The 19,695-nt window shown below is 53.6% G+C and carries 14 protein-coding genes; 13 read left to right on the forward strand and 1 reads right to left on the reverse strand.

All coding sequences use genetic code 11. The features are described 5' to 3' along the window. Positions 1 to 21: 21 nt before the first annotated feature. The 9 genes from iolD (at position 22) to MKX51_RS06585 (ending at position 12,265) form a co-directional block, all read left to right on the forward strand. Positions 22 to 1,968, forward strand: coding sequence for a 3D-(3,5/4)-trihydroxycyclohexane-1,2-dione acylhydrolase (decyclizing) (iolD, locus tag MKX51_RS06545; protein ID WP_340991673.1), 1,947 nt, complete (start codon positions 22 to 24; stop codon positions 1,966 to 1,968). A 94-nt stretch (positions 1,969 to 2,062) separates the two neighbouring features. Next, positions 2,063 to 2,959, forward strand: coding sequence for a myo-inosose-2 dehydratase (iolE, locus tag MKX51_RS06550; protein ID WP_340995532.1), 897 nt, complete (start codon positions 2,063 to 2,065; stop codon positions 2,957 to 2,959). A 304-nt stretch (positions 2,960 to 3,263) separates the two neighbouring features. Then, complete coding sequence (locus tag MKX51_RS06555) at positions 3,264 to 5,531, forward strand: helix-turn-helix domain-containing protein (protein ID WP_340991674.1); 2,268 nt, start codon at positions 3,264 to 3,266, stop codon at positions 5,529 to 5,531. A gap of 14 nt (positions 5,532 to 5,545) precedes the next feature. Beyond that, positions 5,546 to 5,848 carry a hypothetical protein gene (locus MKX51_RS06560; RefSeq protein ID WP_340991676.1) on the forward strand — a complete coding sequence of 101 codons (303 nt, stop codon included), beginning with the start codon at positions 5,546 to 5,548 and terminating at the stop codon, positions 5,846 to 5,848. A gap of 93 nt (positions 5,849 to 5,941) precedes the next feature. Continuing rightward, positions 5,942 to 7,555 (forward strand): extracellular solute-binding protein, encoded by a 1,614-nt coding sequence (locus MKX51_RS06565; protein ID WP_340942897.1) that lies wholly within the window; start codon positions 5,942 to 5,944, stop codon positions 7,553 to 7,555. 137 nt (positions 7,556 to 7,692) lie between these two features. Next, positions 7,693 to 8,532 carry an ABC transporter permease gene (locus MKX51_RS06570; RefSeq protein ID WP_340995535.1) on the forward strand — a complete coding sequence of 280 codons (840 nt, stop codon included), beginning with the start codon at positions 7,693 to 7,695 and terminating at the stop codon, positions 8,530 to 8,532. 25 nt (positions 8,533 to 8,557) lie between these two features. After that, entirely contained in the window at positions 8,558 to 9,430 is an 873-nt protein-coding gene (locus MKX51_RS06575; protein ID WP_076076402.1) for a carbohydrate ABC transporter permease, read from the forward strand. A 37-nt stretch (positions 9,431 to 9,467) separates the two neighbouring features. Continuing rightward, positions 9,468 to 10,412, forward strand: a complete 945-nt coding sequence (locus MKX51_RS06580) for a sugar phosphate isomerase/epimerase family protein (RefSeq protein ID WP_340991678.1) — start codon at positions 9,468 to 9,470, stop codon at positions 10,410 to 10,412. A 74-nt stretch (positions 10,413 to 10,486) separates the two neighbouring features. Further along, the gene (locus tag MKX51_RS06585) at positions 10,487 to 12,265 is read left to right on the forward strand and encodes a hypothetical protein (protein ID WP_340991680.1); all 1,779 of its coding nucleotides are present in this window, start codon (positions 10,487 to 10,489) and stop codon (positions 12,263 to 12,265) included. 574 nt (positions 12,266 to 12,839) lie between these two features. Here the strand turns inward: MKX51_RS06585 and MKX51_RS06590 are convergent. Beyond that, positions 12,840 to 14,162 carry an IS4 family transposase gene (locus tag MKX51_RS06590; RefSeq protein ID WP_340991681.1) on the reverse strand — a complete coding sequence of 441 codons (1,323 nt, stop codon included), beginning with the start codon at positions 14,160 to 14,162 and terminating at the stop codon, positions 12,840 to 12,842. A gap of 478 nt (positions 14,163 to 14,640) precedes the next feature. Here MKX51_RS06590 and MKX51_RS06595 point away from each other — a divergent pair, with 478 nt between their 5' ends. The 4 genes from MKX51_RS06595 (at position 14,641) to MKX51_RS06610 (ending at position 19,658) form a co-directional block, all read left to right on the forward strand. Then, positions 14,641 to 16,023 (forward strand): radical SAM/SPASM domain-containing protein, encoded by a 1,383-nt coding sequence (locus MKX51_RS06595; RefSeq protein WP_340991684.1) that lies wholly within the window; start codon positions 14,641 to 14,643, stop codon positions 16,021 to 16,023. 69 nt (positions 16,024 to 16,092) lie between these two features. Further along, positions 16,093 to 16,227, forward strand: coding sequence for a hypothetical protein (locus MKX51_RS06600; protein ID WP_339223142.1), 135 nt, complete (start codon positions 16,093 to 16,095; stop codon positions 16,225 to 16,227). Between the two features lie 77 nt (positions 16,228 to 16,304). Continuing rightward, entirely contained in the window at positions 16,305 to 17,675 is a 1,371-nt protein-coding gene (locus tag MKX51_RS06605; RefSeq protein WP_340991686.1) for a radical SAM/SPASM domain-containing protein, read from the forward strand. Positions 17,676 to 17,702: 27 nt separating this feature from the next. Further along, complete coding sequence (locus tag MKX51_RS06610; RefSeq protein WP_340991687.1) at positions 17,703 to 19,658, forward strand: B12-binding domain-containing radical SAM protein; 1,956 nt, start codon at positions 17,703 to 17,705, stop codon at positions 19,656 to 19,658. Positions 19,659 to 19,695 lie beyond the last annotated feature (37 nt).

The following is a 19,695-nucleotide window of genomic DNA, read 5'->3' on the forward strand; positions in this document are numbered from 1 at the left end:
AAGGCGAAGGGAGGACATGAAGTGGAACGTATCCGATTAACGACAGCGCAGGCGCTGGTTAAATTTCTGAATCAGCAGTATGTGGATTACGGCGGCGGGCCGGAACGCTTCGTGCACGGGGTATTCACCGTGTTCGGGCATGGCAATGTACTTGGATTGGGGCAGGCACTGCAGGAGGCACCGGGAGAGCTGACGGTCTACCAGGGACGCAATGAGCAAGGGATGGTTCACGCGGCAACCGCATTTGCCAAGCAGAGCCGCAGACGGAAGATTATGGCCTGTACAGCTTCAGTAGGGCCGGGGGCTGCTAACATGCTGACGGCTGCTGCAACAGCAACGGCGAATCAGATTCCTGTGCTGCTGCTGCCGGGAGATACCTTCGCTACCCGCCAGCCTGACCCGGTGCTCCAGCAGATGGAGCATACGTATAATCTGTCGATCACGGTCAATGACGCCTTCAAGGCGGTCAGCAAATACTGGGACCGTGTCACCCGGCCGGAGCAGCTAATGTCGGCCATGCTGAACGCGATGCGGGTGCTGACTGATCCGGGAGATACCGGGGCAGTTACGATTGCGCTGCCGCAGGATGTGCAGGGCGAAGCCTGGGAGTATCCGGCTGATTTCTTCCGCAAGCGGATTCACCGGGTCATCGCCCGGCTGCCTCATCCGCAGGAGATCGCGGCTGCAGCTGAGCTGATCGCCGGCAAGCAGCGGCCGCTGCTGGTCTGCGGCGGGGGCGTCCGGTATGGGGATGCCGGAGCGGCGCTGCGTGCTTTTGCCGAGAAATTCGCCATTCCGTTCGGAGAGACCCAGGCCGGCAAAAGCGCCGTAGCCAGCAGCTTCGAGTACAACCTCGGCGGCATCGGCGTCACCGGCAACGGCTGCGCGAATGCGCTGGCCCCGGAGGCCGATCTGGTGATCGGCGTCGGCACCCGGTTCACGGACTTCACCACCGCCTCGAAGAGTCTGTTCAGTCATCCTGAGGTGGAATTCCTGACGCTGAACGCTTCGCCATATCATGCGGCCAAGCTGGATGCGCTGGCGGTGGTCTGCGATGCTGCCGAAGGCTTGAACGCCTTAGCCGCAGCGCTGGAAGAGCGGGGATACCGCTCTGCATATACGGATGAGATCACCCGGGCGAAGAAATCGTGGGCTGCGGAGCGGGAACGCCTGGCTGGTGTGGAGTATCCGGCAAACACCGGCAACACAGGTGCGTTCACCCCGGAGGTAGCCGGTCATCTCGATGAGAAGCTCCCGGAATATGCAGAGGTGCTAGGCACTTCGCTGACCCAGACGCAGGTGCTGGGGATCATTAATGAAGCTATTCCGCAGGATGCGATTGTCATCGGAGCGGCGGGTAGTCTGCCGGGAGATATGCAGCGGATGTGGAACTCGGAGGTGCCGGATACCTATCATATGGAATACGGCTTCTCGTGTATGGGCTATGAGATTGCCGGGGCGCTGGGCATCAAGCTGGCTGAGCCGGGGCGTGAAGTCTACGCGCTGGTCGGGGACGGCAGCTACCAGATGCTGCATTCCGAGCTGGTAACCAGCTTACAGGAGAACCGGAAGATCAACGTTCTTCTGCTGGATAATGCAGGCTTCGGCTGTATCAATAACCTGCAGATGGAGCAGGGAATGGACAGCATGGCCACAGAATTCCGCCACCGGGGTACGGACGGCCAGCTCAGCGGTGAGCTGATGCGGATCGACTATGCGGCGAGTGCGGCCGGTTATGGGGTGCAGACCTTCCGCGCGTCTACAGTTGAGGAGCTTCGCACGGCCCTGGCGGCGGCCCGCCAGTCGGACCGCTCCACGCTGATCGACATCAAAGTGCTGCCGAAGACGATGACCCACGGCTATGGGGCCTGGTGGAATGTCGGGGTTGCGGAAGTGTCCGGCCAGGAAGCGGTGCAGGAGGCTTACGACCGGAAGCGCAGCGGACTTAAGACAGCCCGGAGCTACTGAGCGGGCGCTGAATGTGCGCGAAGCAGGGCAGACGGCGCACAGTGAATCAAGGATTATGCCACACTTGGGATAGTGGAAGGGGTAGAACATGAGCATGTTCAGAGACAATGCCGTCCGGCTGGCGATCGCTCCGATTGCCTGGACGAATGACGATATGCCTGAGCTGGGGGGCGGCAATACGTTCGAGCAATGTATCAGCGAGATGGCGCTTGCCGGATATGAGGGCAGCGAGGTGGGCAACAAGTATCCGCGTTCCCCGGAGCGGCTGCACAGGGCACTGGAGCTGCGCGGTCTGAGTATCGCCAGTGCCTGGTTCAGCGCCTTCCTGACGGTGCGCCCATATGAGGAGACAGCGGAAGCCTTCCGTGCGCACCGGGATTTCCTGCATGAGATGGGCGCCAAGGTCATTGTCGTATCCGAGCAGGGCCGGAGCATTCAGGGGCAGATGGATACGCCGTTGTTCGCTGATAAGCCGGTATTCACCGATAGCGAATGGACCACGCTCGCAGAGGGTCTGGGCGGACTCGGGCGGCTGGCGGCAGAGAAGGGCATGACGCTGGTGTATCACCATCACATGGGCACCGGGGTGCAGACCGCAGCGGAGATTGCCCGGCTGATGGAGCTTACAGATTCTAATGAAGTATCACTGCTATACGATACGGGACATCTGGCCTTCTCCGGCGAGAATCCTCTGGAGGTGCTGCGTGAGCATCTGCCGCGGATTAAGCATGTTCATCTGAAGGACATCCGGCCGGAGGTAGTCGAGCGGGTGAAGGCAGAGAACCTAAGCTTCCTTCAGGCGGTAAAAGCGGGAGCCTTCACTGTACCGGGGGATGGCTGCCTCGCGTTCGGAGAGATTTTTGCCGAACTGGCTGCCTCGCCCTATACGGGATGGTTCGTTGTTGAAGCGGAGCAGGACCCGGCGCTGGCCGATCCGCTGGAATATGCAATCAAGGCGCGGCGGTATATCCGGGAGCATAGCGGTTTGTAGCCTGCGGGTTTAGGGTGACCGCCTTAGGATAGTTGATGTATAAAAGAGTATATGGTTTGAACATCTCACCCTTCGGGGTGATTTTGTTATTGTACGGGCTGCGGGTGGAATGACTTTATCTGGTTAGCTGGAGGGGAAGCGCATGTGCTATAATGGCAGGAATTCGAACGGCGGTTAGTTCTGCCAGTTGCACAGTTGAAATAGGCCTGATGTCCAGGATTGCCGCAGAGCACCTTTGGATGACGGGTGTTTGAAGCGGCCGGATACGGCCGGGTATCCTGATGGTTGTGGAGGAGGTTGACGAATGTCCCGTTCCTGGTATCGCCGGTTGCTGCTGTCTTATTTCCCTATATTTCTGCTGACGGTGACGATTCTGATCTTTGCCTCATTTGTGTTCATTAATGATATCTCCCGGACGGGGACGAAGAAGGCAGACCGCATCTCCGCCAGCTATCTCAGGGATAGTGTAGACCGGACGATCAAAGAAGCCGAGCTGTCGGTGCTGGATGCGGTAGAGCGGAGCGAGGTCTACAAACGTTATTTCAATACGCAGAGCCAGCCGGACCAGGCGACGATCTATGCGGTTGCCCAGAGTCTGCGCAATCTGATACAAGAATCCTCATATATCCAGTCAGTCTATTTGTATGACCGGGTGCGTGGAAGCGTTCTAACCGATACGGGGCTGAAGGAGCTGGAGGGATTCGCCGATGAGGACTGGATCAGGGCCATGACTTCGACTCCGGCAGTACCGGAAGGCTGGCAACCGGTCAGGGATTATCATTCGGGTCTGTCCCAGCGTACAGAAATTCGCGTACTGACTACCAATAAAGCAATGCCGCTTCCTTTCGGCTCCGGGGGGATACTGGTCATCAATATCAAAATGAGTGCCCTGGAGCAGCTCATCGACAGCATGGTTAACCAGCAGCTCTCGTTCATGACTATTCTGGACGGCAATGGCAACACCGTATACCAGGCTCATTCCGATACAGAAGGTGCTGCTGACGGCAAGGTGCTGAACACACTTAAGCTGGAGAGAAACGGCTGGACGTTCGCAAGTGGAATCAAGGCGGGGAATCTGTTCAGCTGGGTCTCTGTGATCTCTTATCTCTGGGTAGCGATTGCGGTGGGGACCGTGGTCTGTGCGGTATTGTATCTGATCTATGTCACCCGGCGCAATTATAAGCCGATCCAGGTGATTATGAACCGGATTGAGGGCCATCAGATCCGCACGATGGATCAGTCTACCGACAGGCCGGACGAGATGATGCTGATAGACGGCGTGCTGGAGAATCTGATTAACCACATGACCGATTATGATACCAAAACCAGGGAGAACCTGCTGCTGCAGCGCAGCAAGCTGTTCACCGATCTGCTGCACAGCGAGCGGCTGGAGCAGGTGACCCGGCGGCTGGAGGAGCTGTCTCCGCTTACCGGTGCGAATGCTTCCTCGCGCTTCATCGTTGTGCTTGGGGAGATTAACCGCTATGAGCAGGTATTCGAGGACCGGTATACCCGGGGGGATCAGAATACGCTGAAGTTTGCCCTGATGAATGTATTTCAGGAATTGGCACGGAATGCGGAGCTGCAGGGATGGGCAGAATGGGTGGGAACCGAACGTGCAGCGATTCTGTTCCTGGCGACCGGCAGCGATCAGGAGATGGAGACCAAGCTCCGGGTCTTCGCGGAGGATTGCCGCTCCTGGGTCGAGCAGAATCTGCGGATCTCGCTCAGCTTCGGCATCGGCTCCGCTGCCGCCGGACCGGGGATGATCCGGGAGTCTTATGCGGCAGCCGAATATGTAATGCAGCACAAGCTGCTGATTCATGAGGATATTGTCCTGGCAGGCAGCGGCGAAGCGCGCCAGCCGCTGCTTGAGACGTATAAATATCTGCAGATGATTGCTGAATTCGTGAAGTATTTCCGCATGTCGAGCGGCCAGTGGCGGGAGCAGCTGGAACGGATCTTCGAGGCGTTTGAACAGGATTTCCTGAAGGACGAGGAGATCCGTTCCCTGATCCAGGCTATGCTGCAGATGCTGAGCCGGGAAGTGGCGGTGATGTCTGAGCAGCTGCAGGACGAGCTGTCGGCAGAGAATGCCGAGGTCCGGCTGAAGCAATTGGAGGAGGCCGAGGCGCTCCATGAAGTGAAGACGGTTCTATTCGAATATGTCACCGATTTATTCCGCACCTATGTCTCTGCCAGCGAGACGAAGAGCTACCGGGCCATGGTCAATGAGATGAAGGATTATATCGAAGAGAATTTCACTAATCCCGATCTCTCGCTGAAGCATCTGAGCGACCGGTTCCAGGTCTCCGGCAAATACGCCAGCTATCTGTTCAAGACCGAATTCAAAATGAAGTTCGTGGATTTCCTCACCGAGCTGCGGATGAAGGAAGCGGAGCAGCTGCTGATAGATACGGATTGTTCCCTCCAGGATATCGCACTTCAAGTAGGGTATGCGAATGCCATTTCATTCGGAAGAGTCTTCAAGCGGATTGCCGGCATCACGCCGGGTGATTACCGCTCCTCCAGACGCCGCGAAGCAGCCTCCAGATTGGAGCCGCAGGACTAGAGTGAGCTGGGGCAATGAAGAAATTCCGTTTGATGGTGAAGCATGGGATTCATCTGCCGCATTCGTGTAAGGTCCAGGCCGCATTTCTCTTACGCCAACCTCTGAACAAGGGGGCGAATAGCGATGCGGCCTGTATTTTTGCCGATATGAAAGCGGTTTATTGTACGAAAATCGTTGGTCGGATAAACCGGATGTCCGAATTCAGGCGCTTTACCGCATCCGAAACAGGTTTATTGTCAGACCTGCGAAAGTTATGGAATACTGTGGTCATCCCGCAGCAGCAAGCAGCTTTGAAACACTGGGGCCAGCCTACATGAACGGGATGAACGAATAAGAAATACGGGCATCATCAAGCTCGGGGGTATCATGAAGTCACCATTATAGCCTGCTAAGGCGAGGGAGATGGAACAATGACAGTGAACGTAAACCAAAGAGTTCTGAAGAAGGCAATCGGCATCGGCTTGACCGCAGTAATGGGAGCTACTCTGCTTGCAGGCTGTTCCTCGGACGGTAAATCGAATTCGGCAGCCGGAGGTACAGACGCACCCGGGAAGAGCGCAGAACGCGTAACCTTGAAGGTGGAGATCTTCGACCGCGGTAAAACGCCGAAGCAATACACCATTACCAATAACTTCATGTCCCAGATGATTCAGAAAAATTTCGGTGATCCGAATAATATCAATGTAGAATTCGTCCCGGTGCAGCGTTCGGAGGAAGTGACCAAGCTGAACGTGCTGATGGCCAGTAATACGGATGTGCCGGATATTGTCTTCACTTATGATTCCAGTGTCTTCTACCGTTACGCCCAGCAGGGCGGGTTGACCGACGTGGGCTCCTTATTAGAGGAGCACGGCCAGACGCTGAAGAAATTCATTGGTGACGAGACGATGGCCTTCGGCCAGCTCGACGGCAAGCAGTTCGCGATCCCGGGTAAACGGGCGATTACAGGCCGCTACGCTTCATACATCCGCCAGGACTGGCTGGATAAGCTGGGGCTGCCGGTACCGAAGAACACCGATGAGCTGTACACTACTTTGAAAGCGTTTAAAGAGAAGGACCCGGGCGGTCTTGGCAGCAAAACCATTCCGATGGGCATGTCCCTCGGCTCCGCTCAGCTGGAAACCCTGATCTACTCCTTCATCAAGCCGATCAGCGGCGACCTTACTTACAGCCAGCGCTACGAGCTGCCGCTGCATGAGGGCTTCAAGGATGCGGCACAGTTCCTCAACAAGCTCTACAATGAAGGGCTGGTCAGCAAGGACTTCAGTCTGGATGAAGACAAAGCCCAGGTATCCAAGGATATTCAGAACGGCAACGTCGGCTTCTGGTCGGAGGATGTGGATAGTATGTTTTATGCAGATGGCACTCTTGATAATCTCTACAAGAATGTGCCGGGCAGCAAGGTGCTGCCGGCGGATATCCTCACCAATGCCAAGGTGGACAATAAATATATCAAATCCCGCTATGCCTCGAACGGCATGTACATCATGATCCCTAAGAGCAGCAAGCGTGCGGTGGAAGCGGTGAAATATCTCGATTGGATGGCGACTGGCAACAACCTGATCGACATCTACAACGGCGTTGAAGGCGAGAACTATGATATGGTGGACGGCATCCCTGTCGTTAAGGCTGATGTGTCCCAGGAATTCCAAGACCGTCTGTTCACTTCCGGGGACACCGCGATCATCTCTAACGGTAAGAACCTCGGCGATCAGGCTACCAATGAGAAAGCCTGGATTCTGGGCTTCCCTGCCAACAACCAGGAGGCGCTGAAGCAGTCGATTGACATTGCCAACACGGATACTGTGGGCCCTATCGTCTTCGGCAAGCCGATTGAATCGGAATCGAAATACGGCACTACGCTCAGCGACAAGCTTAACGTGATTATCGTGAAGACTGCGATGGCGAAGCCGGATCAATTCGATACTATTTTCGAACAGGAAATGAAGGACTACATGTCTCTGGGCGGAGACAAGCTGAAAGCGGAGCTGGAGCAGGCGCTTACAGAGATTTCAGCCAAATAAACTAAAAAAAGTGAAAACCGGGGGGAGCTGGCATGCTGCTCTGCCCGGTTTTTTCTCCATAGGAGGAGAGGAACTTGAGCAAAGCGTCTTACATCAGAAGGTACTGGCAACTATACGCGCTGCTTTCACTGCCCATTATGTATTTCCTGATTTTCCGCTACGGCCCGATGTACGGGGTGCAGATTGCCTTTAAGGATTTCAACCTGTTCCAGGGCATCAACGGCAGTGAGTGGATCGGCCTCGATGCATTCCGCGAAGTGTTTGGCATGAAGGAGTTTTACAGCAGTCTGCGCAATACGTTTATGCTGAATTTTCTCGATTTGATCGTGTCTTTCCCGGCCCCGATTATTCTGGCTATTATGCTGTATGAAGTGAAGTCGGTATGGTTCAAAAAAATATCACAGACCCTCCTCTACATTCCCCATTTCATTTCCTGGGTGATTATCGGGGGGATCGTCTATCAATTGTTCGGCAACCAATCCGGTATGGTAAACGGTGTGCTGGAGAGCATGGGGCTGAACCCTATTCCTTTTTTGACCGAAAAAAATCCATGGCTGATTACCTACCTGTTCACGGGTGTCTGGCAAAGTGCCGGCTGGGGGACCATCCTGTATCTGGCGGCGCTTACCGGTGTCAACCGCGAGCTGTTCGAGGCTGCTGAAGTGGATGGGGCTACCCGGATGAAGAAGATCTTCTACATTACGCTCCCGAGTATCAAACCAACCATTATTACCCTGCTCATTCTCAACCTGGGGAAAATGGTCAGCATCGGCTTCGATCGTCCTTACATCATCGGGAATACGGCAGTGCGCGAATACTCCGATGTGCTTAGTACCTTCGTCTACCGGATTGGTCTGGAGTCGGGCCAGTATACGCTGGCAACTGTAGTTGGATTGTTCCAGGCGGTGGTTGGACTGGTGTTCATCCTTGGTTCCAATTATATATCGAAAAAAGTGACCGGCGACGGCATTCTATGATTATACAGAAAGGAGGCGGAGTACGATGAGTGAACGTACCTCTAACCGGATATTCGATATCGTTAACGTTACCTTTATTGCGCTGTTCGTGCTGTTCTGCCTGGCTCCGTTTATACACGTTATTGCGGTGTCCCTCAGCTCCACGCGGGCTATTACTTCCGGGGAAGTTACGATTTTCCCGATTGAGCTGAACTGGAAGGCGTATGTGCAGGTCTTCACCGACAATGCGATGATCCGCTCGCTGATCTTCACCATTATTTTGACGATTGCGACTACGGTATTATGTATGCTTTTCACCGTTGCAGCTGCTTACCCGCTGACCAAAAGCAAGCTGAAGGGCCGTACGATGTTCATGTACCTGATCATCATCACCATGTTCTTCAGCGGCGGTATTATTCCTGAATATCTGCTGATCCGTGATCTGCATATGATCGATTCCGTGTGGTCGCTGATTCTGCCCGGTCTGGTCAGCCCGTTCAACCTGATTATCCTGATCTCCTTCTTCCGCAGCATTCCGCCGAGTCTGGAAGAGTCCGCAGAGATTGACGGCAGCTCGCATTTCCGCACCCTCATGAAAATTGTTCTGCCATTATCCATGCCGGTTATGGCTACACTCGCGCTCTTCTATGCGGTGGGACGCTGGAACGGATTCCAGGATTCCCTGATGTATATCAATAATCCCGATCTGTATCCGCTTCAGCTGAAGCTTTTCCAGATGGTTCAGAACAATATGATCACTGAGCTGACGAATCTGGAGGGGGCGGCCCGCACCAAGCTTCCGCCGGAGAGCCTCAAGGCCGCTACTGTCGTCTTCGCCACGGTACCGATTCTGGTCGTCTATCCTTGGCTGCAGAAATATTTCGTCAGCGGTGTTATGCTGGGAGCTGTGAAGGGCTAATTCAACATACTTAAGCGTTGCGAGAGGAGACACGGTCATGGAGGATAAGGGAGAATTCTCCTTCTCCACCTGCTGGAATATGAGACGTCATTCTACAGGTGATGGATTACTTAATGAGATCCGGGAGCTGGGGTTCCGCAGGGTGGAGCTGAATTATAATGTGACGGAGGCAATGCTGGTTACCATCGAGCCGATGATTGAACGCGGGGAGATCGGCATATCGAGCGTTCATAATACGTTCCCCCATGTCCCGGACCCTGACTACGGCACGGATTCGGTCCTGCTGGGCTTCGAGGACAAGGAGAAACGGAAGCGGGCGATAGACCTGCTGGTCCGCTCGGCAGAGTACGCTCAGCGTTACGGCGGCGAAGCTGTGGTAGTGCATCCGGGCGAGGTACCGTTCCCGTATGATATCTCCGGGGAGCTGGAGCAGATCTACGAGGGGCAGGGCAGGGATTCGGCGGCTTACCGCAGCAAGTGGGCGGAGCTGATGGAGCGGCGTGAAGCGTACAGTGCAGGCTATGTACAGACCATTATCGAGAGTCTGGACGAGGTGTGTAACCGCGCGGTGTCCAAGGGGCTGAATATCCGCTTCGGCATCGAGACCCGCTCCAAGCCGCAGCAGATTCCAACGCTCGCCGAAGCGAAGACGATCATCAATGCGTTAAAAGGAGCGCCGGTCGGCATTTGGTATGATACCGGCCATGCCATTATGATGGACCGTCTGGGCCTGTACGACAGTATCGGGGAAATGGAAGGGCTGATGGATGATATCGTCGGCGTCCATATTCATGAGACGATCGGCCTCTCCGACCACTGGTGCCCTTATGTGAACAGCGGAGATCCGGATTTCTACGATGCCTATCTGCCGATGATTGAACGGGCGCAGGTCAAGGTGTACGAGCTGAAGGCTGCCTGCCGCCCGGAAGAGATACATGAGAGCCACCGTCTGCTTACAGCCAAGCTGGCGCGCAGGGGATAGGGCAGAAGGCTGATTGGCATCAGAGGAATCAGAGAAATTAGCCAGAGAGCTTCGAGCAAGGAGGAAGAACCCTAATGTATAAGCAACTGGTGGATAGCAATGACAAGGCTGTAGAGCTGGGGATTCCCCGGCAGGTGCTGGATCAGAGCAACCTGTATTATGGAGGAACCCTCGATCCCCACACGGGCATTGCCTGGGTGAATCACACCACCGGTACCCCGACGGATATGTGTTACTGGGGTGCGGCGCTGGTGAACCCGGATTCGAAGTATTACCGGGATGAGGAGCTGCTGGACCGGCTGAAGCTGGCGACAGAGTTCGTGCTGCGCTTCCAGCATCAGGACGGCTCCATCTCCCCGGGCTGGACGAATTATCATTCGCCGCCGGATACGGCCTTCGTTGTGGTTGGCTACGCGCAGTTATATCAGCTGCTGGCGAAGCAGGAGTGGCCGCCGCTTCAGCCGGTGCTGGACAACATGCTCCTGTTCCTGGAGCAGTCCCTCCCCGTTATACTTACGGGCGGGGTCCATACGCCGAATCACCGCTGGGTGATGTGCGCGGCGCTTGGGTTTCTCTATGAGCTGTTCGGCAGAGAAGAGGCCCGGCAGCGGGCGGATGAATGGCTGGCGGAAGGAATGGATATTACACCGGACGGGGAATGGACCGAGCGGAGCAACGGCATCTACAGCGCTGTAAGTGATATTATGCTGATTCATGCCGCCCGGCTGCTGGATAAGCCGGAGCTGCTGGACCCGGTGCGCCGGAACCTGCACATGATGGTCTACCTTGTTCACCCGTCCGGTGAAGTCGTGACCGATTATTCCGGGCGGCAGGATCTGGGAGTGCTCCATGATCTGTCTCCTTATTATCTGCCGTATGCGATTCTTGCCCGTTCGGACAAGGATGCCGTGCTGGCGGGTATGGCAGAATGGGCTGGACGCTCCCTTTCGAATCCGGGTGTCTGCTCGGTGAACGCCCTCGTACGGATGCTGCTGGAGCCGGAGCTGCAGCAGCCGCCGGAGGTTACAGCAGAGCTGCCTGTGCAGTATGAGCAAATCCTGAACGGTGATTTCCTGCGGGAAGGCTATCTGCAAAGAATGGAGTCGGTTGGTCACCAGGGGCGGATCTACCACAGCCGGCTGCATACCGACTTCGGGGCGCCTGTGGCCCGGCTCAGAGACGGGGCGACCAGCGTGACGCTGATCACGGAGACGCCTTCGTTCTTCGCGATGCGTCACGGTGCTGTAAGGCTGCTGGCCGTGCAGCTGAATACCAGCTTCTACCCCGGATTCGTGCCGATGCAGGAGATGACCCGGCTGCCGGAGGGCTACTTGCTGAAGGGCGTGCAGAAGAAGGGCTACTACGGTCCGGTGGAGGGTGCGCTTCTCCCGCCGGAAGCGGGTACGGCTGTCAGTCCGTGGTATCTTTTGCCGCATCAGAGCCGTCCGCTGACCCATGAACAGACGTTGTCTGTGGAGACAGAGGTACACCGTACGGAGACGGGCTGGACGATCCGGCTGCACTGCGCGGAGCCTGCCCAGGTCCTGGCTCAGTTGTCCTTCAAATTCGGCTGGGAAGGCAACTTCGCTTCCGGTGAGCTGGAGCCAGCGGATCAGAACAACTTCACGCTGGGAGAACTGCAGTCCGTGGACGAGGATCACTTCCTGTGGAGCGGCGGGCAGATTCGTTACACTTCTGGTGGGGAATGGATCGACCTGACGGGTGGAGAGATGGCTCATTTCGGCAGAACAGCCCCGGAACCCGGCCCGCCAAGGAGCTACAAAACCGTGCAGGTTAACCTAGTGACCCCGTTTGACAAGACATTTACGCTTACGCTGTCTCCTGCGCAGTAGAGTTGGCTGGATTTTGAGATAGGATTGTGTGGGCGCTGTCATGTTCGCTTGGACATGCGCAGAGACACCAGCATCTTCGGAGGCTGGTGTCTTTGGCGTGGAGGGAGGCGGATGCGGGAGTCTGGTCAACAGGAGAGGGAATAATCCCGTTGAATCTGGAGGAAATGGGTGGGGCGGTGTGATCAGAGGGATAAATCCATTTGAATCCGTTGGAAGCGGGCGCTACGGTTGAAATGGAAGGGATAAATCCCTTTGAATCTAGAGGAAGTGACTGAAATGGAGGGGAAAGAGGGATAAATCCCTCAGAATTCCTAGAGTTTGATGGTGATGAAGAGTAATGAGGAGCACTAGTGCACCTGATTTCGGAAGAAGTGGGCGGGATGGGCGAATGAGGAGCACTATTGCCAATGTCATTAAGATAAGTTCAAAGATAAGTTTGGAATTAATAAAGAGAATCCAAAACGGTATGGGGAAACGTCCTATGCCGTTTGTTTTTGGTGTAAGGAAGGAAAAAAGCGCATAGCAAACAAAGCGGATGGAAGATCCACTTAAAAAAATGTTCATGCGAACCGAATTATGCTACTCTGTAGACGAAGCTAATGGCGGATTTGCTACGTATTCTGCGTGTATTCCTTTGCCCAGGACGGGTGAGACGAATCGGCAACATATTTTTGCGAATCAAAGCTTCCACATCAGGCGGGGGTCCATCGCCCTTGGAGCGCAGGAAATGTCTACAGACGTGAACGGCCACCGTGAAGTTGACTTGGTAGAGGTGCCGTTTATCCTTTTGGGAAATGACTACGTGCGAGGTAATCATTTCAGCGAAATTGTAGAGGATCATTCTTGCGAATATCTCTTGGGTAATGGACTCTTGCTTCTTTGCGTGAAAATGGGTCAGACCGATGGTGTATTTTAAGGCCCGGAAAGAGGTCTCAATCCCCCATCGCAGGTGATACAGTTCCCGGAGTTCATCCGGTGAGAATTCAGCAGCCGGTAGATTGGTAATGACGGTTTCATAATCGCCACTGGGCAGGAGGAAACGAACCACCCGAAAGGAAATCGGGTAAAACAGGTTCTTTTGCATGTCCAGAAAATCAAAGCTAGAGGTGGCCGGAAGAATTTTATAGATTTCGGGGTGATCCCTGAACGCTTTCGTTCGTTTTTTAGTCAGCGTCAGGTGAATCTCCTGATCAAACGCCCCTTCAAAGGTCAAGTGCAAGCCCGAAAGAATGCCATTCGAATGCAAATCCTTGACCCGTATGACGTACTTCCATCCTTTCCGTTCCAGATGCGCGAACGTATTGTAGCTTTCCAATCCTCGATCCGCCAACACAATGACGTTCCCCTGAATAGGGGACCGATCCACCATCGTGGACAGCGCCCTTCCTTCGTTGCGCAGCTTTCGAGGTTGAAGGATGGCGTCCACGTAAAGCCGGTTACAGAGGTCATAAGCAGCGTTCAAGTGCAGAAGGTTAAAGCCTTTCGAGTGGGGCTGACTTTGAGAATAGGTCAACGGGTCCGCAGGATCTGTTGCAATATGCAGATCGGAACCGTCAATGGCCAATAATCGATAGCCTCGATAATCCTTGAATTCCGTATGGGACGCGGTAAAGGTGTGAAACAAAGATTCGACCGCAGACGGCAAAATTTTATTTCTTTGCTGAACAAAAGCAGAAGAAGTTGCGGTGTTAACGTCATAGCCCTGCGATTCCAACAGTTCCTTATAGAGGCTGTTGCCGCCCATAAAGATCAGGGTTTGCATAACCATTTCAAAGGGTAGTTTTTTCGTTCGGGTAAAATCCTTTCCCGGGTTTCTGACGTAAGGCGCGGGGGCAGCCGCCATCTCACGGATGAGAGATGTCAGTCTGTCTTTCAGCGAATTTGCATAAGCATTCATTGGCGTAACCTCCTCGTTTTTTCAAGGGGCTTCGCCACACGTTTTCTACGGATTGTCAAGATTTTTTTGTGCAAAAAAAGAGCAGGCTATCTTTTCGATAACCTGCCTTTTTCTTGTTTTTGGCTCTATATCTTAACTTAATGACATTGGCATTATTGCACCTGATTTCGGAGAAAGTCGGCGGAATGAGCGAATGAGGAGCATTAGTGCACCTGATTTCGGGGAAAGTGGGCGGAATGAGCGAATGAGGAGCACTAGTGCACCTGATTTCGGAGAAAGTTGGCGGCAGGTGCGGTTAACCGCTTCTATCTACTTATTGCAAGAGTAATTGGAAACTTCTATTTTCCTGCTTTTTATATCATTTAATAGATTATTTCCTATTTTATGACTTTTATCATAGTTGTCCATCAGGAAAAGTTTTACATTATTTACAAGTTAGTAAATGCAACTCTATCAGTCCTGAGGAGGAAGAGGGCGTATGAGAGTGTCTAAGTATAACTTCAAACACAGATTAAGCGATGATGTTCTGCTGATCATGAATACATTAACCGGAGCTGTAGACTTGGTTGAGCCCAAGGTAGCCCGTGTTCTTTTTAATAGAAGCTCCGATACATTTGCATTAAACGATCTGGACCCGGAAACGCGTACCCTGCTTAAGAGCAGAGGGTACCTCACGGACATGAACGAAGAACAATATGTCCGTGAATCACTAGAAACCTACTACCGCTCTCATCCGGCCTTACAATTCACAATCTGCCCCACCTACAAATGCAACCTCGCCTGCCCTTATTGCTTCCAATCGGACATTCACCAGGACTCGCCGACGCTTGACCTTGCACAGATTAATGAGATATTTCAGGCGATGGATCAGATGGTCTATCAGCAGCCTGAGGCGGCCGTCCAGTTCGAGCTGTTCGGCGGCGAGCCCTTCCTGGCCCGTAATCAATCTCAGGTGGAGTATATTTTACAGCAGGCTATTGAGCGGAGTTGGCCTATTCTCTCCATTACGAACGGTACCGAGCTCGGTGCGTATTTCCCTTTTCTGCAGAAGCATTCGGCGCATTTCCGCCATATGCAAATCACACTGGACGGCCCGAAGGAGATCCACGACCAGCTGCGTAAATACAGGAACAACAGCGGCAGCTATGATCTTATCTGCTCGAACATTACTTTTCTTCTGGAGCACCATATACCCGTAACCGTCCGAATCAACACAGGCCGGGAGAATGTCCGGCATTTGCCGGAGATGTTCGCCGGGTTCGAGCGGCTTCAGTGGACAAGCTCACCGGATTTCTCCTGCCAGATTGCCCCGATCAATGATAATTTCAATACGGGGAAGGTTGCCGGCTTCCAGCCTGAATCTGATCTTCTGAAGCAGCTTCATGTACTCTTCCCGGATTGGGAAGCCACCCGGCGCAGGTATAAGGTCAGCCTGGGGTATTTCATGGAGAAGAAGCTGCGGATACTCCGCAAAGCTATGTTTGACACAGACGATGACCACTATTACTTCGATCTGTCCGGCTGCAGTGCTTCAAAGCGTCATAATCTCGTATTTGGTGCAGACGGGCGGCTGTATCCTTGTGTAGAAACCGTCGGATTCCCGGATTATTCGATTGGAAGCTACCTTCAAGGGCTGCAATTGGATGAAGAGAAGTGGCAGAGATGGCACCGGGATATCGTGGTGAATGACAAATGCAGTCACTGTAATCTTGCGCCTCTCTGCGGGGGCGGCTGCGTACTGAAAGGAAGCAGAGACGGGGAATTAAGAGATTTCGAATCGAACTGCAGCGATACAAGGCAATATCTGAAGACCTATCTCGATCTTCACCGGGACCGTCTGCTCGAAAGCTATTGCCAGTGAACTCCATTACCCTGATGTCAAGGTATTTACCTTGCCATAAATATTCTTAGAGGAGAGGAGGTAATGTACATGAAATCACTGACGAAGAACAAGGATCTCTGGACGAATCTCTCAGCCAAAGACCTTGAAGAAATTACGGTTCCAATGGCATGTTGCCAGAAAGCATCCATTCAAATCAACAATCCTGCCAAAAAAGCCATCTAACAGCATCCTTATATTTGGGAAATAGCGGGAAGCGCATCCTTATGCCTTCCCGCTGTTCATACCAGGGGGGATAGACATTGTATATTTCAGAATATATTCTTACGTATCGCTTAAGAAACAGACGTCATCTTATCTTCAATTCCTTGTCAGGCGCAATGGATATTGTGGAAGAGCATATCAGCCGGTTCCTCCAGAAACAACAGCCTGCTGCCTATTCTCTCACCGCTGAAGAAGAACAGTTTCTGGCCGGCAGAGGTTATCTGTACAGGGAGCGTGAAGAGGAGCAAGCTCTGATCCGCCGGTACCAAGAATACCAGGATCAGCATGGATCAGGTGACATTTCCTTTGTGTTCTGCCCTTCCATGACCTGTAATTTGAAATGTGTCTACTGCTTTGAGCCCCAAGAGATCCGCTCCAGCCATGAACGGATGACTGAAGATCAGGTGCAGGCTGCCTTCCTGGCCATGGATCAAATCATGCAGCAGCAGCAGTCTACCCGGCATCATTTTGTTATTTTTGGCGGAGAACCGCTCCTGCCCCTGAACCGCTCCATCGTCAGGCTTATTCTTGAGCAGGCCCAAGCAAGGGGAATCACAGGAACGGTCATATCAAATGGGGGGTTCCTGTCACATTATCAGGAATTGCTAGAGCCTTACAAGGACATGCTCAGAATCCAGTTAACCATAGACGGCCCCCAGGCGGTCCATGACCGGCGGCGGATCACCCGGGCCAATGAGGGAACCTTTATGAAAATAACCGCTCAGATTGACTCCTTCCTGGAGCATGATTTCGACATCGCTATTCGTGTCAATCTGGATGGTGAGAATATAGAGCATCTGAATGAACTTCTGGATTTCTTCCAGGAACGGCAATGGAATGCTTACCCTAACTTCTCGGTTTCACTGTCTCCCGTTGAGAATTATGCAGGGAATTCCGCCCCGGGCCTGCTGCCCAGCTATCAGCTCACGGAATTTATCAAAGCGCATGTGCCAAACGATAAACTACAAAGGCTAAATACCACGTTAAACAGTGATCTAACCAGACTCTCCCTGCCATTTGAGAACGTGCTGGGAACAGGTCTCGCTAAAGATAGCTATTTCCCTAACTGTTACTTTTGCGAGGCGGCCGGAGGCAGAACATTCACCTTCTCGCCGGACCACCAGGTCTACCCTTGCACCAGTATTATAGGGGATCAAAAATGGAGTCTCGGAACGTATTACCCTCAGCTTGAGCTGGATGAACAGAAGCTGGCGCTCTGGAAGGAACGCCATGTCTTGAATCAGCCGGAGTGTAAAGCGTGCAATATCGCTTTTCTATGCTCCGGGAATTGTCCGGTTCAAGCCGGCCGAACCACCGGTTCGATCTTAGGCGCCTACTGCGGAAATGTGAAGCGTGACCTTGACAGCCATCTGGAGCTGCTGAATGATTCATTCACCGCCTTAAGTTAAATCTTCTCTTACGTGAGGTGTTGGGAAATGATCCAATTGATATGTCCGCCCTATAATGCAGCTGTGGATACCGTTGATCCCCCGCTTAATCTGCTTGTGCTCGGCGCTGCACTTCTTGAAGCGGGGTACGGGGTGTGTCTCACCGATCTGGCATTACTCTATTCAGGCACCAGCCATTTCGATGCAGCAGCCCTTGCCGGTATTGCCCGGTTAATCATCGGCAAGCCATCCAGAGTGCTCGGATTCACGGCGATGTGCGGCAATTATTCGATCGCGCTGAGAATTGCGGAGGAATGCAAACGGCTGGACCCGGACAGAATCATTATTCTTGGCGGCCCCCATGCGAGCTTCGTAGCGGCCGAAACCTTGACCCATTTCCCGGCGATAGACTATATCGTTGCCGGAGAAGGCGAGCTGACGCTGCCGGAGCTGATTGCAGCCCTGGAGTCGGGCCAACCGCTCTCAGAGGTTGAAGGAATCTGCTTCCGTGAAGAGGGGACCATCCGCACCAATCCGCCGCGGCCGATTCTGAGGAATCTCGATGATACGCCTTTCCCCGCCTTTCATCTAATAGAGGATATTGAAGCCTATTTTACCACTCCGGAGAGCCGTTTCTTTCCGGTTGAGGCGGGGCGAGGCTGTCCTTTTAACTGCAGCTTTTGCAGTACCTCCACCTTCTTTTCACGAAAATACAGAACCAAAAGTCCTGCCCGGATCATCGCCGAGATGAGATACGTCAGGGATCGTTGGGGAATCACCCATTTCAGCTTAACGCATGATAATTTCACGGTTAATCAGAAGTTTGTCAGACAATTCTGCCGGGAGCTGCTGGATTGCAGCGAGCCCTTCACCTGGAGCTGTTCCTCCCGGACAGACCACGTCAATAAAGAACTGTTTGAGGTGATGATGCAGGCGGGGTGTAATGGCGTTTTCTTCGGGATTGAGAGCGGCAGCCAGCCCATACAGCAGGTCATTGGCAAAAAGCTCGATCTGAACCAGGCCTACGAACTTCTCCGCGAGCTACACCGGCTGGGTCTGTCATGTACGGCTTCATTTATTACCGGATTTCCCGAAGAGACAACCGAAGACCTGAATCAGACGCTGGATATGATTGTCCGGCTGCTCTCCATAGGAATAGCGGATGTGCAGCTGCATCAGCTGTCCCTTTTTCCCGGGACCCAATTATTTGACGCAGCGAAGGACAGCCTGGTGCTGGACGGGCAGTTCTGGAGCACGAACGATATGAACAGTGATTTCCAGCTATCCGGCACTGAAAAGAACTGGATTGCCAGCTACCCGCAAATCTTCAGCAACTATTACTCCTTGCGGTCTGTGGATACACATACGCTGCACAGGATCAGAAAGCTCTACTACCCGCTGGCTCGTTCGTTCTTCCGCACCTTGTATTATCTCAATCATCTGGCGGCTGTATCATACACCCGTACAATCGATTATGTCTCAACCAGGCTGGATATCCATGGGGCAATGCCCCAAGAAGCGGAGCTGGCCCTCATTCTTGATGAGCTGGTGCAGGGTCTTGTGCCGGAAACCGGGCGGGTCCTTAAGGACTTCCTGTCTTATGAGCGTGCGGTGATGGAATTGATGCAGCAGGATACAGCACCGCAGGACACAACTGCTATGAAGCCTGTCAAAGTGATGCAGCCGCACTATTCCATCCCTGCGCTGAAGCTGCACAGTCCCCTTCCGGCAGAGCTTGAGCTTGCGGAAGGGCATGAAGATTGGATTCTGCTGGTGCTGGAGAGCGCACCGGCTCTTGAAGGGCGCAGGCGCTACGTCCGGGTGATGAGCATGGACCCTTTAAGCATTGCCATTATTCAACAGATGGAGGGCGGGAGCGACTTCCGGACGGTTGTACACAACCTGGCGTTAGAGAATCCTTTTGCTGCCAGCGAACAGGATCGGCAGGAATGGATCAGCCGGGTGTACGACCATTTCCATACGCATGAATTGCTGACTTCCTAGGGTGACAATACCGAAAGAGAGGGGGCCTTGCTTTGTG

This window comes from Paenibacillus sp. FSL M7-0420 (genome assembly GCF_038002345.1).
Taxonomy (GTDB): domain Bacteria; phylum Bacillota; class Bacilli; order Paenibacillales; family Paenibacillaceae; genus Paenibacillus_AQ.

Excerpts from the sequence above, each read along its gene's own strand:
- MKX51_RS06610 (WP_340991687.1), top strand. The coding sequence starts at position 17,703 with ATGATCCAATTGATATGTCCGCCCTATAATGCAGCTGTGGATACCGTT.
- MKX51_RS06560 (WP_340991676.1), top strand. The coding sequence starts at position 5,546 with ATGAAGAAATTCCGTTTGATGGTGAAGCATGGGATTCATCTGCCGCAT.
- MKX51_RS06585 (WP_340991680.1), top strand. The coding sequence starts at position 10,487 with ATGTATAAGCAACTGGTGGATAGCAATGACAAGGCTGTAGAGCTGGGG.
- MKX51_RS06565 (WP_340942897.1), top strand. The coding sequence starts at position 5,942 with ATGACAGTGAACGTAAACCAAAGAGTTCTGAAGAAGGCAATCGGCATC.
- MKX51_RS06600 (WP_339223142.1), top strand. The coding sequence starts at position 16,093 with ATGAAATCACTGACGAAGAACAAGGATCTCTGGACGAATCTCTCAGCC.
- MKX51_RS06595 (WP_340991684.1), top strand. The coding sequence starts at position 14,641 with ATGAGAGTGTCTAAGTATAACTTCAAACACAGATTAAGCGATGATGTT.
- MKX51_RS06580 (WP_340991678.1), top strand. The coding sequence starts at position 9,468 with ATGGAGGATAAGGGAGAATTCTCCTTCTCCACCTGCTGGAATATGAGA.
- MKX51_RS06555 (WP_340991674.1), top strand. The coding sequence starts at position 3,264 with ATGTCCCGTTCCTGGTATCGCCGGTTGCTGCTGTCTTATTTCCCTATA.
- iolE (WP_340995532.1), top strand. The coding sequence starts at position 2,063 with ATGTTCAGAGACAATGCCGTCCGGCTGGCGATCGCTCCGATTGCCTGG.
- MKX51_RS06575 (WP_076076402.1), top strand. The coding sequence starts at position 8,558 with ATGAGTGAACGTACCTCTAACCGGATATTCGATATCGTTAACGTTACC.
- MKX51_RS06570 (WP_340995535.1), top strand. The coding sequence starts at position 7,693 with ATGTATTTCCTGATTTTCCGCTACGGCCCGATGTACGGGGTGCAGATT.
- MKX51_RS06590 (WP_340991681.1), bottom strand. The coding sequence starts at position 14,162 with ATGAATGCTTATGCAAATTCGCTGAAAGACAGACTGACATCTCTCATC.